Here is a 15,264-nt window from a genome sequence, read left to right on the forward strand (position 1 = left end):
GTTGCAACGCGTACCGCAGGGCGGGTCGCGAGGAACACATCGGACAGATGCAGGGTGGCACCGCAGCCCCGGTTGCCTCACTTCTGACGTGCCTGTTGCAACGCGTACCGCGGAGCGTCTGTGTCACTTTTGCGTGGTGTGCCACACTTCCTGCTTCCGAAAAGTGGCACACCGTTACGGACTGTTTCCGCTGGTGGAAGGCTCTTCGCTTCTCTTACTGTGTAACTTTTCAACCTCGAGGATCTAGAAAGTGACACACCGTTTCCGTCTGTTTCCGCTGGCAGGAGGCGTATGAAGCCGTCTGGACGGCGGTTTGTGTCACTTTTCCCGCAGAGTTCTTTGCGTCCATCGAGCCGAAGCTCCGTCGCGATGGGCTCTGTGCGAAATGTGAGAAAAGTTTTTCCGCACCCCCCAAAAGTGGCACATGACACCCGATTTGGTGCCTGACCTGCGGAAATGGTGTGTCACTTCTGATCGCTAAAAGTGGCACACTCGACATCTCGTCACACCGTCGCCGCCAGATGCGTGTTGCCCGATGGCGTCTGCTGGCTTCCACGACAGCTACCCATTGATGTGATGTTCGTCACATTTGGGCCAGTCGTTTGGGTACTTTGTGTTATCCGCCTCGGTTTCTCTCGAGGCTGCCTCACCTCCCGCTACGGGTCGATCTCGGCGAGAAGTGTGATATTCGGAAGGCAAATGCACCCGCCGTCGTAATCGATTGCGCGGCATGACATTACGCGACTGACGTGCGTAGATTCGGCTCTGCAAGGCACGAACCGGCACGAACCGTCACGAAAGGACCGGGATGAACGACCATAAGCAGCTGACGATGTCGCCAAAGACGCTAGGTCGCAGCCTCGACCGCTCCACCGGCACGTTGAAAAATTGGCGCATGCGCGGCATCGGCCCGCCGTACATCAAAACCAGTGATGGCGGTTCGGTTTTGTATCGCATCGAGGACGTGACCGCGTGGCTCGAAGAGCGTGCCGCTGCAACGGCGGGGACTCCCGCCGCCTGAAAAAGCAAGAGCCCCGGCGGCAACCGGGGCGTCTTGATCAAACTCGAGAACAAAGGACTGACTGGGTATGTCTGCAACAACTGTTCCCTATCACGATAATGATACATCTTCTCCTGCGCCGCAACTGCTTCGAGCAGGTGAGTCACAGTGACCGACTACACCGAAGACAGCCACTTCGACGAGGAGCTCGCTGCCCAGGAGGCGGCCGATCTCGAGTACGAGGACTCCGACACCGAAAACCACTTCGAGCTCGCGGCTTGCCTTCGCGACGCTGACGGTCGCCGGTACACCAGCTCCACGGCGAGGCTCGCGGAGCGTGCGTGCACCGAGTATCTGGCAGAGTCGGACCTCGACACCTTGCGCGCCGCCGCTCCTGCACAGGTGGCCGACGCGCTACTCGGCCGCATCAACGACGCGATTCTGGCGCAGAACGCCGCCCTCAAGGCCGACGAGCTCGTCGGTTTGAAACTGGTACCCCTCAAGGAGCTCAGATTCGCCGAGATCGCCCGCCTCATCGCGTCGCTCTATCACGTGTGCCGATTGAAGCCGAGCAGCAGGTCTACTGATAAGGAGCTGGACCTCGTTGGGGTGTATGACGACGACCCCGCCAGCCCGCATTACGGCACCTACCAGACCTCGCTGGAGGATCTGCGCGCGATCGCCCGGCGCTACTGCCCGGACCTGACAACCAAGGAGTTCGCCGAGCTCATCGCGGCGCTGCGTGACCAGGTGCCGCGCACCGTCCGCGGACAGAACCCCAACCTCATCGCGGTGCGCAACGGCATCGTGGACTACTCCACCCTGCGTGTGGACGACTCGTTGCCATTCGACGACCCGAACCGGGTCATCACCATGCCCACGTTCCTGCCGTTCTCGCCCGAGTACGTGTTCCTGGCCAAGCTCGACACCGACTGGAACCCCGACGCCGAGAACGTCACCATCCACAACGACGCCGACAACACCGACTGGGACGTCGAGAGCTGGATGCGCGGCTTCCACAACAGCGTGGATGCCGACGGCGACGAGGTCACCGCCGACGAGGAGATGATCGAGCTGCTCTGGCAGATCATCGGCGCCGCCACCAGGCCGTACGTGTCCTGGAACAAGGCCGCGTTCCTGTACTCCACCCAGGGCAACAACGGCAAGGGCACGCTGCTGAGCCTAATGCGCAACCTGCTCGGCGTGGCCAACTACGCCTCGATCCCGCTGGCCGACTTCGGCAAGGACTTCCTGCTCGAGCCGCTGACCCGCGCCAGTGCGATCCTCGTCGACGAGAACGACGTGGGCACCTTCGTCGACAAGGCCGCCAACATGAAGGCCGTGATCACCAACGACGTGATCACCATCAACCGCAAGTACAAGGCCCCCATCGCCCACCAGCACTTCGGCCTGATGGTGCAGTGCCTCAACGACAAGCCGCGCTTCTCCGACAAGTCGGAGTCGATCTACCGCCGGCAGCTGTTCGTGCCCTTCACCAAGTGCTTCACCGGCGCCGAGCGCAAGTACATCAAGGACGACTACCTCAAGCGCCAAGAGGTCCTCGAGTACGTGCTCAAGCGGGTGCTGACCATGCACTACCACGAGCTCGCCGAGCCCGAGGCCACCAAGCTCATGCTTGACGAGTTCAAGGAGGCCAACGACCCGGTGCGCGCCTTCTGGAACGACGTGAACCGGCAGTTCAGCTGGAATCTGCTGCCCTTCCAGTTCCTCTACGACCTCTACCGCGGCTGGATGGGCCGCAACATGCCCAACTCCAAGCCGATCGGTCGCAACAAATTCATCGACGAACTGGTGGTGCTGGTCAGCGCCGACGAGACCGGGCCGTGGAGCTGTGAGGACCGCACCGCCCGACACCGACCCGGAGCCAGCATGATCCAGGCCGAACCGCTGATCGTCGAGTTCGACCTGGTCGACTGGATCAACCAGAGCGCCCCGCCGAGCAAGCCCCTGCTGCGCGCAACGCTGCACTCCGACCAGTTCAAGGACAGCTACCGCGGCCTCGTTCGTCGAGAGAAAGACCCGATGCTGGCCATCGCCAACGAAGCCGGACACCGCCCGTCGGCGGGCATCGGTGGCAGCGCCACCGCGACGAGCCACGCTGAATCCAATCCTGTCGGTGAGGAAAACCAGACCAGCACCGAGAACACAGAGAACACCGGACAAACCGCATCACAACTAGACGCTGAGGTCCGGGCCGCAGTCGCCGGCACAAAGCTCGACGGCCTGTTGTTACCGCACTCCGGACAACCCGCCGTGGTGATCGGTGCGGAGTCATGACCGCCACTACACCCCGCGAGCGCGTCATCGAGACATACCTGCGTGACGCCTGCAAAGCCCGAGGTGTCCTCTGCTACAAGTTCACGTCGCCCGGCCACATTGGCGTCCCCGACCGCGTCCTCATCGGACTCGACGTCGACGGCCAGCCCATCACGATTTGGGTCGAGGTCAAGCGACCCGGTGGGCGACCCCGCGCCTCTCAGCTGCATTGCCACGCCGAGATGATTCGCCACGGTGCCCGCGTCGCCGTCGTCGACACCCGAGCCGGCGTCGACGCACTCCTCGACGAGACGTTCGGGCCGGTCGGGCGCGACGACCGGACGGCACGGAGCGGGGACCGGATCAAAGGTGTCGCGGTAGTTGCCGCGATGGGCACCAGCACGAAAGGAGGACCACGATGAAGATGGTCAATCCGTTAAGTCTTGACACCGATGTCGAGACCTACGGCTATCGCTACTACTTCGCGACGCTCGTGGGATTCGCGACCCTCTCGGTGGCCGGCAACGTCCTGTACGGCGTGGCCCCGACGGTGCCGCCGTGGGTTGTCGCCGTCAGCCATGGCGCGCCGCCTCTGGTGTTCGCGCTCATGGTCCACCTGGGTGCCGTCATGGCCAACAGCTTCGGTGGAGCGATGAGGCGGCCCGGGCCGCGACCAGAACACGGCGAGCGCCACGTCGACTGGTCGTCGGTCATCGTGGTCGTGCCGCTCGTCCTGGCGGTGACCGCGGTGGCGGCGATCGCTCTCTACGTCTCGTTCGAGGGTTTGACCGGCCTGGCGGCGACGATGGGCTGGGGTGCATATTCGTGGACGCTGCCACTGCTGCTCGACATCCCGGCGGGGGTGGCCACGCTCGGCGTGCTGCTCGCGACGCACGCCATGCGGTCGGACGAGCATGCGGTCGACGGAGCGGATCGGCAGTCCGTTACCGCCCCACGGACCACGTTGGTCACTGACCAGGGTGACCACGTCGCGGACCGGCCCGTCGCCGTGGTCACTGACCACACGGACCAGTCAGTCAATGACCAGCTGACCAACCCAGTGACCACGGCGACGGACCAGGCGGTGACCACGCCGGTCGTACTCGTCACTGACCAGGTGGACCACCCTGTGACCAGCCGTGCGGATCGGGCGGTGACCACCGCGACGAACCGGGGTGATCATGCCCCGGTCACCGCCGCTGAGCTGGTCGAATCCGTGGTCAGTGACCGTCCGACTGCGGTCACGGACCACCGTGACCATGACGGTGACCGCGTGGTCACGGACCGGGTGACCACGCTCGACGGACCGGTCACTGACCACGATGACCAGGTGGTCACTGACCAGCTGACCGCTGTCGCGGACCACACGGTGACCACGGCGGGAGAGGAGGCCACCGAGCCGGTCACGGACCAACCGGTGACCGTCCCCCTCGACATCCGATCCGTCGCCGAACGTGTGCGGGAGGAACGCGATCTCGACGTCGCCGTCGACGTGCTCGCCGAGGCGCTCGGTCTGTTGGCCGAGGGCATCAGTCGTCGCAAGGTGGCAGATCAGGTCGGCGTGGGATCACACAACACTGTTAAGAGGTGGGCTGACGCGGCCGCCGACCTCGATCCCGCCTACGCCGCCGCGATCGGGCGGCCCCGGGAGCCGGGCTTGGTTGCCGTGGGATAGCTCGCGACGACCGCCTGGGAAGACCCCGCCGGTATGTTCCGGCGGGGTCTTCTGCTGTCCACGATTCGGTAGGTAAGCCTTTTGTGCGCCTTCGTGATTGGCTATCCCGAAGGCGAAACATGGTTATGTCGAGGGCATCTCGAAGGCGTGGTCGCCCTCAACCTGCCTTCCGTCCGTCTTCACGTGGCTCAAAAGGGTGTCTTGCCTTCCACCTGCCTGTGTGTTGCCTTCCGTCTGCCTTCTACCTGCCTTCGATACCGCCAACGCGGAAGGCATCCCGAAGGCGAACATATTGCCTCCGTTATTGTTTCAGCTCGATTCAGCCGGTTCTGCGTTATTCGATTTCGATATTCCTCGCGGCCTCTGGCACCCGACACCAACCGGGCCAGTTGACCGGCCGTCGCCCGGACCATTACCCCGCATCCGCACTGTCCCAGCGCTCCCGGTCCGGTACCGCGCCGGGGAGGGCCCAGTACCCCCTCGTGCCATCACGGCCGCATCATCGCCCACGGCACCGCTCTCGGCGTCGACCCCCCGATCCAGTCCTCGCCGACGCGGGCCTCGATCCACTACCCCGCGCCAGCATCCCCGGCACAGCGCACGGCTCAGGGATGGCGTACGCGGGCGAGCGCGTGCGCGAGGCCCGTGTACCCGGTGAGCCATCCGGCCGTGCCGGTCCTTTCGGCGCGGGTCTCCGTGGCCGGGCTCTCGGAGCGGTGCCCTGTCACAGAGCTCTCTCCCGCGCGGGCGCGGGCACCGTGTTGACATCGGCCACGTGGTGGCCGATCCACCACCCGGCGACAGGACGCGAGCGAGCGAGCGTTCGGAGGCGGTGGTGGTTGATGCTGGCGCGCAGCGCCATCCGGGCGCAAGCCCGGTCCAGGTCCCCCGGCGAGCGCCAGCGAGACCGGCCGCCCGAAGGGCGGCATGGGACAGGCGAGCGCAGCGAGAAGGAGCGCAGCGACTGTCCTGTCATATGGGGCCTACGACACCGATGCGGATTCCCTTTCGACCCTGTATAGTTATCCGCATAGTCGCATAAAGATGCAGTATCCGAGGCGGTGGGCGGGGAGCGAAGCGAGGGGCCCGGACCGCTGCTTCGGGATCGAGTCGAGAGAGGAGGCGCGGGTATGGCAACGGATCGCAAGAGCCGCGCCTCGATGGATCACTGGGGTTTGCGCTCCCGCGGAGCGGGGCAGGATCGGGGGCGGCGCGCGGCGATCATGCGTGAGGCGGAGCGCAAGACCGCGGGCATGGAGGAGACGCTCAAGCAGGCGGCGATGAATCCGGCAATCAATCCGGAGATGACATGGATGAACGTCGACATGGTCAACGACGGCGACGGCGGCTTCCGCGAGATGCGGTCGATCGAGGAGGCGCTGCAGTACGGCGACGCCCGGGTAGCGCGGATGGTCAAGGCACCGAAGGCCGGGTCACCGAAGCCGGATGCGAAGACCAGAGATGCTCGCGAGGGCTCCGGCGAGCGGATCGGCGACACCATCGTGGGGCAGCTGCCGCTCGGAATGTGCGAACCGGACGGCACCTATTTCCAGCCTCGCGATCCGAAAACCGGCCGCGGCAAGGTGTACGCCAAGGGCTCCAAGGCCGGTGAGCCGATTATGCTTCCGCGTTATCGCGCCAAGGATATGGGCGAGGCAGTGCGATACTTCGAGGCGTTTATCTCGTTTCAGGCTGCTCTACTGCCGGGCGGCCAGGAGAGCATTCACTGCTACTCGATCCAGTTCGACGAGGGCAGACCACACATCCAGATTCTTGCTGATGTGTTCGAGCCGGATGTCTCGAAGAAGAATCCGCAGGGTCTGAAATCCGGATACCAGAGAGCTTTCGGATCGCACAGGTCGGATCGGTTGATGCAGTCGACGGATCGCCGGACCGGTACGCCGCTGTTCAATGCGGACGGGTCACCGAAGATGGCCCGAGAGGCTGGCAGCCGCAAGATGTCGCGGTATCACGACGAGCTCAAGGCCCACATGCTCGAACTCGGCTTTGACATCGAGTCCGAGATTGACGTGGACCGGCACCTGCGCCGGCTCGATCTCGCCGATTACCAGGCCCTGCTGGACGCGCAGGCGGAGCACGAGGACTTGATCGCCGAGGACCTCGCGTTCGTTGCGGCCACCGCGAGTGAGATCGAGGATCATCAGGCGGCCGCAGTTGATGCGCTGGTCTATGCGCACGAGATGGCTGCCGAGGTGGAGCGGGACGAGATGCAGCTGTCGATGCGTGAGACGGCCTGGGCCGAAGAGGCCGCCGCGATCCGCCTCGCGCTCGACGATAGGGTCGCGGAGATCGACGCCGCCACGGTCGCGCGCACCGCGGAACTGGATCAGCGCGGGGCCGCGCTCGCTGAGCTGGCTGCAGAGATTCCGCGACTCCGCGCCGCTGCCGTCGATGAGGGTCGCGCCGAAGGCCGGGCTGCCGGCCGCGCCGAGGTCCGGCAGGAGCTCGACGCCGCACTGGTGGCCAGCGATGCGGCCGAGCGTGCGCGCGTCGCCGCTGCCGAACACGAACGTCGACAGCAGGAGGCAGCCGACCGAGCCGAGGCCGATCGTGGCGCGGCGGCCGATGATCGCCGTGCTGCCGCCGCTGAACGCCAAGCCATCAGCGAAACCCTGGACCGGGTCGACGATCTGGCCAGCCGGGCTGAGCGGTGGGCGGCCTATGACCACGCCAAGGTGACCGAGGCTATCCCCGATCCGCACATGCGTGAGGCACTCGCGATGATCCCGGCCTACGAACAGACCCCGCAGGGGTTTGTGCGCGGCCCGGACGGCAAGCCGGTGCAGAGCACGGCGCTGGATGTCGCCGGGCAGCTGGCACCGGCGCTGGCCGAACGGGACCGCCAGGCTGCGGCACAGGTGCGCCGGGCCGGCCGCGACGTTCGCGCCGAACTCGAGCGGCGCGCCAACGGCGGTTCGCTCGACGACGCGCGGGCCCGCATTGAGGCCGGCGAGCAGACGATGGCGCGTCAGGACCGAGAACGCGGTCCTGATCAGTCCCATGGATTGGACCGGTGATGGCGACGGACGAGCAGAGATATGGCGCGCCGATGATCGCTACGCCTTCGGTCCGCGAGCAACTCGCCGCGGCACGCGCCACAGCTCATGGAGAACACCGCTGCGGTTGGTGCAGCGAGTTGGCCGTGATGGTCGGCACGGTGTACGACCGGCCCCCGGGCCGCGACTTTCCATTGCTGCCGTGCGACGACTACGCCTGCTGGGACCACATCCGCGACCTGACCGAGCGCATGGTGCGGCGGCGGGCCGCGCTACCGCGTTGGGTTTGAGAGCTTCCCGGCCGGCCGGTCGGGATATATAGAGAGGAAGAACCGGTGCCCGAGAACGACACTGCCGCCACTGCGCGGTTGCGTGAAGCAGAGGCCCAGGCCCAGCGAGAGGCCGAGTCACGCCGGCAACGGCGTGAGGGGCAGGACACGAGCGATGAGATCGATGAGCAGCGTGAGGTCGACCAGGCAATGCGCGCTGCCTCCGGCCAGGAGAAGCGCGACACGACCGACATCGACCAGGACCGCCTCGATGAGATGCGGGACATGCTGAGCCGCCCTGGCGGCGAGGCCGCGGTCCGCAAGAAGTTTGGTGACGGCGCGATGAACAGCCCCGAAGCCCGCCTCGTTAAGCAACAGCAGGCGACCGTGAACTCCCGTGTCCGGCAGCAGATCAAGGACGCACAGGAGGCAGTCGACGCCGATCCGGCCAAGACAGCTGCCTCTGCTGCGACGGGTGTCGACACCGACGCCATCAGTCGCATCGAGCAAGCCGAGAAGACCATGGCCGAGCAGGATCGGGCCCGGTCGCGCGGACTCGATCGGGAAAACAGCCTGTCGCGATCACGGTGAACGGAATGCAGACCCCGACACCACCAGAGCCCACACGCGCAGCGAGACCCCCGGAGATATTCTCCGGGGGTCTCGTCGTAGTCGGTGTCATCCACGTAGGTCAGTTGCGTCCAGGTCGGGCAGCCGAACACGGACGCCTGCCATGCCGCTCAGCAGGAGTCGGCCGTACCCGGGTTCGGCGACGGTGAGGTCGGCGATCGTCATCGCCTGCCCTCGCTCGCGGGCATGGCTCGCTTGCGCTCCGGTCCGGCTGGCGGTTCCGCGTTCCTCCGTTGGGGTCAGCGTGACTGCGCGTTCCATCAACTCGATCTCGTTGGCACCAATCAGGAGCAAGAAACTCGGGAACGTGTTGCGCAAGATTTCGCACGACGCATCGCTCCAGACTCGTTTGAACTGGCTTGAGTTCTGCAGCCCGCCAAGCAACCTGATCTTCCAGCCGCGCCCCTGTGAAACCCACGACTCGAACAGCCGAGCGGGCGGAGCTGCAGCGTTGGCCAACTCATCCAGGACGTACAAGATGGTGCGCAGATCGTCGTAGTGCTCGCTCCAGTGCTGCGTGATCTGAGCCAACGTAATCGACGCGGGAGGTGCTGCGGCTCCATTTGACGGCGCCACGATATACAGCGTCGCGCCACGCTCGGACAGCATTGACGGCTCGAACGGCCGGTGCCCCGTGGCGACCGTGTCCAGTGACCAGCTCGACATCGCACTCTGACAGTTCATCCCAATACTGTCGCGCTGTTTCGCATCCATGCTTCGAGCTGCGAGAAGGGATTTCACATGCCTTGATCCGAGTGTGAGGCATCGTCGGATCGCGACGCTCCAGTTCGCTGACTCCATGTCGCGAGGTTCGGGCGCTGCGGCGGCGGTAGAGTCGGCGTCGACGCCCTCCTGCGTGACGCCCACACCGGATTGCTCGACGCCCTCCATCGGATCGGCGGCGTTGGGCCCCACGTCCTCACACGCGTCCAAGGCCCACGCGACCCCGCCGCCCCATACGCGCCGTCGGGTGTACGGGTCGACGTACCAGCCACCCGCACGCAGGAAACACGCTAATCGCCTGCGCGCCAACGATTTCCAAAATGAGGAGTCGCCGCCGCCTCCACCGTCGCCGCCGTCACCCATCTCGAGTAGCAGATCAGCAAGCTGGATAGCATCGTCGTCGCAGGTTAAGGCGGCGCACGGATCTGCGGAGACGGGGATGGCGTCGATGTCCCGCAACTCGCTGGGGCGTACTCGTCCCGCCAAATCCATGACGTAGACAGGGCCGTACTTGCTCCGACGTTCGATCGTGAGCTCGCACAGGTCGCCCTTGGAACTCATAGCCACGACTGGCCGCGGCCCCCAGGCCAGCACATTGGGTGCCAAAATCGAACGAGTTTTCGAAGCTCCTGTCTCGCCCGCCACCAGAACGTGTGGTGGACCCGCGGCGAGGTCGCCGTCCTGTTTTCCCCTGTTGCGCCAATCACGCACCACCGATTGGCCATCAGGCAGGTCGATGATGCCGACGTACGGCGCGTCGGGGAGCGCTGGTGGCTTCGCCGAGACGGAGCCGTTCCGGTTCAAGATTCCCATGTCATCTCTCCTTGGTATCCGCGTGCCCCGGCGTCGCTGCCCACCGTGCCGCGATAGCGGTGGCGCCCGCTACGGACGCACGCTCGGCGGCTTGATCGCGCGCCTCGTCGACGAGGGCCGCGAGATCGTCGGGGCCGATAGATGCGGCCGCCCACAACAACAGCGCCCTTGCCAACAACCCGGGCGTGATGCCGTGCTCGCGCGCCAGTTCGCGGAGTTCGTCGAGCTCGCCGACAGTCAGTGGCACCCCCTGCCTGGTGGTCAGTGAGTCCGACATTGGTTATCTCCCTTGGTTATTCGAGACTCTCGAATCATGCTGTCTACCTGCGACTTTCGGTCTGCCGATCCCTGGAATGTAGTTATTCCGGTGCGTTATTCCGTTGTGCTGCAACACATTTGAACCTTGCGGTGCGTCACGTGTTGAGCGTAGCGTAACCGGCAATAGCGGTACAGCCACAGGAATTGGAAGGAGGCAGACATGGCGCAAGGGACACAGAGCCGCAGCATCATCGGGATGATCGTCAACGCCAAAACCATTGTCGCCGCAGTCATTTTCGTCGCTGGCGCATTTGTTGGCGGCGGCCTGGTCGGTGACGAGAGCGGCAAGGACGCGGACCGGCAGCGAGCCACGATTGAGCACTGCTTGCCGCTTCAGACGGCCGGTCAGCTGGCCGCGTGCCTCGAGGGGAAGCTGCAGTGAAGGCCACTCGCTACGAGCGCGAACGGGCGAGCTGGCTCGCTCGTCACTCGAAGGACGGCAGCGTACTCCGCCGCCACTCGCAGCTGCTCGATCGACAGGCACGCCGAGCCGAGCTGGATGGCGCGGGCGTCGCACAGCCCGCGGGTCAGGACGAGGTGGAGCGTCACTGGCTGAGAACGCATCTTTTCGGCGACGCTTACTCGAGCAACAAGATGCTCTTCGCCGTGATCATCGCAATCGTCGCGGCAGTGACCGTGCTACCCGGCCTGGTCATCGGTGCGGGGATCTACAGAATGCTCTGGTTGCTCTCGCCGCGAATCACCCGGCCACGGATGTGGCCCGGTGTCGCGGCAGGTATGGCAGGTGCGGCTGCGGTACTCGTCGTCATGTTGTGGATGGCGGACGTGCCGATGCGCTACATCAAGATTCACCTGGATCGTTACTTCCCGTCGAACTTCTTCGAATGGAACTCGATCTCGTCATGGGGGTGGCAGGTCGTCGTCGCCCTGCTGCTCGCGACTTGGCTGATCTGGTCGTGGGGGTGGGCCGGGGTGCCGCGCAAGAAGCTGGTCGCCGCCAAACAGCTCCCCGACGGCTCGTGGGAGCGAGTCCCCGACAAGGACCTCGTCCGCCTCGATCCCGGCGTCGATCCGGACGAGGAAGAAGAAGTACGACCCGAGCCGCAGCGCCAGCTTGAGGCCCCGAAGCCCAAACCCGCGCCCGTCGAACCAACTCCGATCACGGTGCCGAAGCTGCCGGAACTGACACCTGATGAGATCGCGGCCCAGGAGATGGCGATGACCGAGACATTCGGCTTCGGTGACGACGCCGAGCCGGAGTTTGATCATGACGACGAGAAGGACGAAATCCAATGACTGACAGCATGATTACCGACAAGGCCACCGACACCGCAGCCATCGACGATCTCGCCGCCCTGCAGCTCGCGTTCCATTTCCTCGACACCGACGTCGACGACGAAGACGACGAGGTCATCCAATGACCCGCGGACACCTCGTCGGCATCACAGCCCTCCTCGTCGTCCTCAGCCTCCTCGCCCTGATCATCACCGGCGCCGTTCTCGGCGGCGGGTGGCGATGGGCCGGGGCGGGCGCGGGGGCGACATGTGCGGCGGTGATGGTCATCGGGGTTGTGGCGGGCGGACGAGACAGCAAGGGAGACAGCTGATATGACGAACCAACAGCCAGTCAACGTCCACATTCAGACCGGCACAGGCGAGGTACTGCGCATCGTCGGAACCATCATGGGTTTTGGCGGGATCGGGATGATGGCCTGGGCTTTTGGCCAAGGCTCATGGGCACCGTACGTCAGCGTCGGGGCGACTGCCGCGCTGGTGTTTTTCATTCGACAGCTCTGGGGGCGGCAGCTGATCGGGCTGCCGACTCGCTCTGCCACCGGAAGCGACGGTTGGGTGGTCGCCGACGCCATGTCGGGCGCGGCGCAGGGCCGTCTCGCTCGGACCAAACTCCCCACGCTACTCGCGATCTCGGTCCTGTACGGCGGTGCGTTCCTCGCGGCGCGAGAGCTGATCGCGGTGGGGTTGCGACCGATCACCGGGGGACCGGTCGCCGGTTACGCCAGCATCGCGATCACTGCGGCGCTTACCTTCTTCGTCGGCCAGATACTCCGCCGTGCTCGCACCACCGGGGCCGCCACTCAGGCGCCCGCCTGGGCGGCTGTGATGGCAGGTCGCGAGGACCAAGGTGATGAGGAGTTCGTGCTGGCCGTCGCCCGGTGGGTGGCCCAGGCGGCCACTGCCTACCTGCAGCGGTGCAACGTCGCGATCCTGGCTGTGGTCTCGATCGGATACGGAGTCGGCTTCTTGGGCGTGCGGCAGGCGATTTCGATCGGCCTGCACATCTTCGCGAACCTATACATCGCTGCTGGTGTTTCGCTTTTGCTGGGATCGGTGGTGGTCATGCCGGCGCTGTGGCCCAACATGATCGCGAGCCTGCGGCGCAACGGCGTGATCCGTTCGGCTCAGCCTGCGGCGGTGGCGGTACAGCAACCGTCCGCACCTGCACCAGCGCCCACGCTGGCACCGGTCGTCGAGCCTCCGCTTGCCCCCACACCTACAACCACGCCGAAGGCCGTCGAACACCCGGCCGCACCCGCTCCCGCCGCCGCACCCAAGAAGGTCCGCCGGGTCCGCAAGGTCGAACAGCCCACGCAGGTGACGGTCGTGCGCAAGACCGGGAAGAAGGAGAACTCCGATGTCCAAGCATGAGTTTCGCGATGAGGATGGCAATGTCATTGATCCGAGTGAGATCGAGAGCGGTGGCTATGAGGTAGTCGATGGCGCTCCTGCCGTCGAGCAAGCACCCGCACCGAAGCGCAAGCGCGGCAAGGTCGTCGCGGCCAGCGCCGCGGTCATCGCCCTGCTCGCAGGTGGGGGCGGCGCCGCCTACGTCCTGACCAGCGGCCACGGTGGCGGCCCGGCACCCGTGGCAGCACCGTCGTCGAGCGCGTCGGTGGTGGCTCCGTCATCGTCGACACTGGCCTCGAGCAGCCCGTCGAGCTCGGCACCCGCGGCCAACGGCGTCAACGCGACCCCGCTGCCGCTCCACGCGTGCCTGCTGGGGGAGGCCGACGGTGTCAACAGCGCGCAATGGCCGGCTGGTACCCCGCGCCCGAGCCTGGCAATGAAAGTAGTTGACAGCGTGGAACTGCCGCCGACATTTACCGGCCTTGCCAGCTCCCAGAAGTCCGACGCCGAGCACCGAGTCCAGATCCTGCAAACAGCCCCGGATGCACTCGGCATCTACTGGGACCAGCGGGATTCCGGACTCGGACCCGCGTGGTGGAAGGTGAGCGTCGAGACTCGCACCGGTCGCCCTGTCGTCGCTGGCGAGGGTGCGGGCACCGGCAACGACCGAGACTTCCCGGGTGCGTGCACGCGCACCTTCGAGAGCGGCACTTATCTCGTTGTGGGGCGTGGCATCCCCGGTGGCGCACAGGCTCAGCAACCGGGTCAGATCGCGCTGTCTGCGCTGAAGGTTGACGCATCGTCGCTGCAACCAGACGCGCCGCAGATTGTTTGGGCGGTCGCGGGTAACCGGCTGCTCAAGACTGAGTTGGTAAGGACCGGCACTGGTGCTGTGAGCGATCCCGAGTCGAGCGTATCCGCGTCGACCAGCCCCGAGCCCGGGGATGGTGCGCCATGAGCGACGAAGAGGTTTTCATCGACGAAGACGGCAACGTCGTCGATCCGGCTGAACTCGCGGCCGGTGAGTACGAGGTCGTCGACGATGCCGCCGGCACGGTGTCAAATCATCCTGCTGCACAGCTGATGACGGAAGTTCCGACATCGACCGGCCCGACGCCGAAAGCGCCGAAAGCTCTGCTCGCTGTCGGTGCAGCAGTTGTGGCGCTGGTCCTCGGCGGCGTGGTCTACGGCGCCCATTCGATCGGTAGCCAGAACACAGCGGGCGACATCAAGTCAGCCGCACAAGGCAAGAAGAATGAAATCGAGTCTTCCTACCGCAACGAGTCGTCGTCGGTGCGAGGCGGCGCCGAGGCCGAGCGCGCCGGGATCATGCCGGTCACCGCGTGTGGTGGCTACACCGGTTCGGGCTTGGCCGCGGCAGCGTGGACTGGTGATCAGCGGCCGTCGATGCGGCTGAAGATCACGAGCATTACCGACCTCCCTTCCGGATTCCGAGATCGGGCCGGTGATCTCCTGAAAGATGGCGCATCGCAGCCCTCACCGATCTCGACCTGGGCAGACCCTTCACAGGGTGCAGGGCCTGACGGCGGTACCGGCCCCCGCGTAGTGCTCTTGCAGCTGACCACGGATCAGATCGGTGCTTACACCGGCAGCGGAGGTGCGACTGAACAAGGCGGGAGCTGGTGGAAGGCAACGGCTTCCACCTCCCCGGTGCGCATCGCCGGTGAAGGCCCGGGCACCGGCACCGATCAGCCGATGCGCGGTGCGTGTCGGACCGACTTCCAGCCTGGCGATTACAACGTCGCCAGCAACGGCTCGACCGGCGATCGCACCCGACTCGCGGCGGTCATCGCCAGTGGTGAGTCGAAGAGCACGACCGCCTGGGCCATCGTCGGCACCAAGTTGGCCCAACTGACCCTCGAGCACGACGGCTCTGCCAGCTCGAGTCCTGCACCTACCCCCGAGAACTGAAGGA

Annotated in this window: 16 protein-coding genes; 14 read left to right on the top strand and 2 right to left on the bottom strand. The window is 65.4% G+C overall.

The window, feature by feature from the left end:
- Window positions 1-808: 808 nt before the first annotated feature.
- From A5766_RS24205 to A5766_RS00035, 7 genes are all read left to right on the top strand, one after another.
- The gene (locus A5766_RS24205) at window positions 809-1,021 is read left to right on the top strand and encodes a helix-turn-helix transcriptional regulator (protein WP_156527317.1); all 213 of its coding nucleotides are present in this window, start codon (window positions 809-811) and stop codon (window positions 1,019-1,021) included.
- A 147-nt stretch (window positions 1,022-1,168) separates the two neighbouring features.
- A complete protein-coding gene (locus A5766_RS00010; protein WP_064902901.1) occupies window positions 1,169-3,298 on the top strand; it encodes a DNA primase family protein in 2,130 nt (709 codons plus the stop codon).
- Complete coding sequence (locus A5766_RS00015; RefSeq protein WP_064902903.1) at window positions 3,295-3,699, top strand: VRR-NUC domain-containing protein; 405 nt, start codon at window positions 3,295-3,297, stop codon at window positions 3,697-3,699. Before A5766_RS00010 ends, A5766_RS00015 begins: the two co-directional genes overlap by 4 nt.
- Window positions 3,696-4,952 (top strand): hypothetical protein, encoded by a 1,257-nt coding sequence (locus tag A5766_RS00020; RefSeq protein ID WP_064902905.1) that lies wholly within the window; start codon window positions 3,696-3,698, stop codon window positions 4,950-4,952. Before A5766_RS00015 ends, A5766_RS00020 begins: the two co-directional genes overlap by 4 nt.
- A 1,130-nt stretch (window positions 4,953-6,082) precedes the next feature.
- Window positions 6,083-7,990, top strand: coding sequence for a hypothetical protein (locus A5766_RS00025; RefSeq protein ID WP_064902907.1), 1,908 nt, complete (start codon window positions 6,083-6,085; stop codon window positions 7,988-7,990).
- Complete coding sequence (locus tag A5766_RS00030; protein ID WP_064902909.1) at window positions 7,987-8,259, top strand: hypothetical protein; 273 nt, start codon at window positions 7,987-7,989, stop codon at window positions 8,257-8,259. The genes A5766_RS00025 and A5766_RS00030 overlap by 4 nt, the downstream gene beginning before the upstream one ends.
- A 45-nt stretch (window positions 8,260-8,304) precedes the next feature.
- Window positions 8,305-8,829, top strand: a complete 525-nt coding sequence (locus tag A5766_RS00035; RefSeq protein WP_064902911.1) for a hypothetical protein — start codon at window positions 8,305-8,307, stop codon at window positions 8,827-8,829.
- 87 nt (window positions 8,830-8,916) lie between these two features.
- Here A5766_RS00035 and A5766_RS00040 read toward each other — a convergent pair whose 3' ends face one another.
- Window positions 8,917-10,404: a type IV secretory system conjugative DNA transfer family protein gene (locus tag A5766_RS00040; protein ID WP_064902912.1), complete on the bottom strand. Its 1,488-nt coding sequence runs from the start codon at window positions 10,402-10,404 to the stop codon at window positions 8,917-8,919.
- Window position 10,405: 1 nt separating this feature from the next.
- Window positions 10,406-10,681, bottom strand: coding sequence for a hypothetical protein (locus A5766_RS00045; protein WP_064902914.1), 276 nt, complete (start codon window positions 10,679-10,681; stop codon window positions 10,406-10,408).
- Window positions 10,682-10,882: 201 nt separating this feature from the next.
- Between A5766_RS00045 and A5766_RS00050 the strand changes: the two genes are divergently transcribed.
- Genes A5766_RS00050 through A5766_RS00075 form a run of 7 tightly spaced genes read left to right on the top strand, consistent with a single transcriptional unit; the run spans window position 10,883 to window position 15,260 of the window.
- Complete coding sequence (locus tag A5766_RS00050) at window positions 10,883-11,104, top strand: hypothetical protein (protein WP_064902916.1); 222 nt, start codon at window positions 10,883-10,885, stop codon at window positions 11,102-11,104.
- Window positions 11,101-11,979, top strand: coding sequence for a hypothetical protein (locus A5766_RS00055; RefSeq protein ID WP_064902918.1), 879 nt, complete (start codon window positions 11,101-11,103; stop codon window positions 11,977-11,979). The genes A5766_RS00050 and A5766_RS00055 overlap by 4 nt, the downstream gene beginning before the upstream one ends.
- Window positions 11,976-12,104, top strand: a complete 129-nt coding sequence (locus A5766_RS25250) for a hypothetical protein (protein WP_269449441.1) — start codon at window positions 11,976-11,978, stop codon at window positions 12,102-12,104. Before A5766_RS00055 ends, A5766_RS25250 begins: the two co-directional genes overlap by 4 nt.
- Window positions 12,101-12,289 (top strand): hypothetical protein, encoded by a 189-nt coding sequence (locus tag A5766_RS00060; protein ID WP_064902920.1) that lies wholly within the window; start codon window positions 12,101-12,103, stop codon window positions 12,287-12,289. The genes A5766_RS25250 and A5766_RS00060 overlap by 4 nt, the downstream gene beginning before the upstream one ends.
- A 1-nt stretch (window position 12,290) precedes the next feature.
- Window positions 12,291-13,349 (top strand): hypothetical protein, encoded by a 1,059-nt coding sequence (locus A5766_RS00065; RefSeq protein ID WP_064902922.1) that lies wholly within the window; start codon window positions 12,291-12,293, stop codon window positions 13,347-13,349.
- The gene (locus tag A5766_RS00070; protein WP_064902924.1) at window positions 13,336-14,286 is read left to right on the top strand and encodes a hypothetical protein; all 951 of its coding nucleotides are present in this window, start codon (window positions 13,336-13,338) and stop codon (window positions 14,284-14,286) included. The genes A5766_RS00065 and A5766_RS00070 overlap by 14 nt, the downstream gene beginning before the upstream one ends.
- Entirely contained in the window at window positions 14,283-15,260 is a 978-nt protein-coding gene (locus A5766_RS00075) for a hypothetical protein (protein ID WP_064902926.1), read from the top strand. Before A5766_RS00070 ends, A5766_RS00075 begins: the two co-directional genes overlap by 4 nt.
- Window positions 15,261-15,264: the final 4 nt, after the last annotated feature.

The organism is Gordonia sp. 852002-51296_SCH5728562-b, assembly GCF_001665475.1.
GTDB lineage: Bacteria > Actinomycetota > Actinomycetes > Mycobacteriales > Mycobacteriaceae > Gordonia > Gordonia sputi.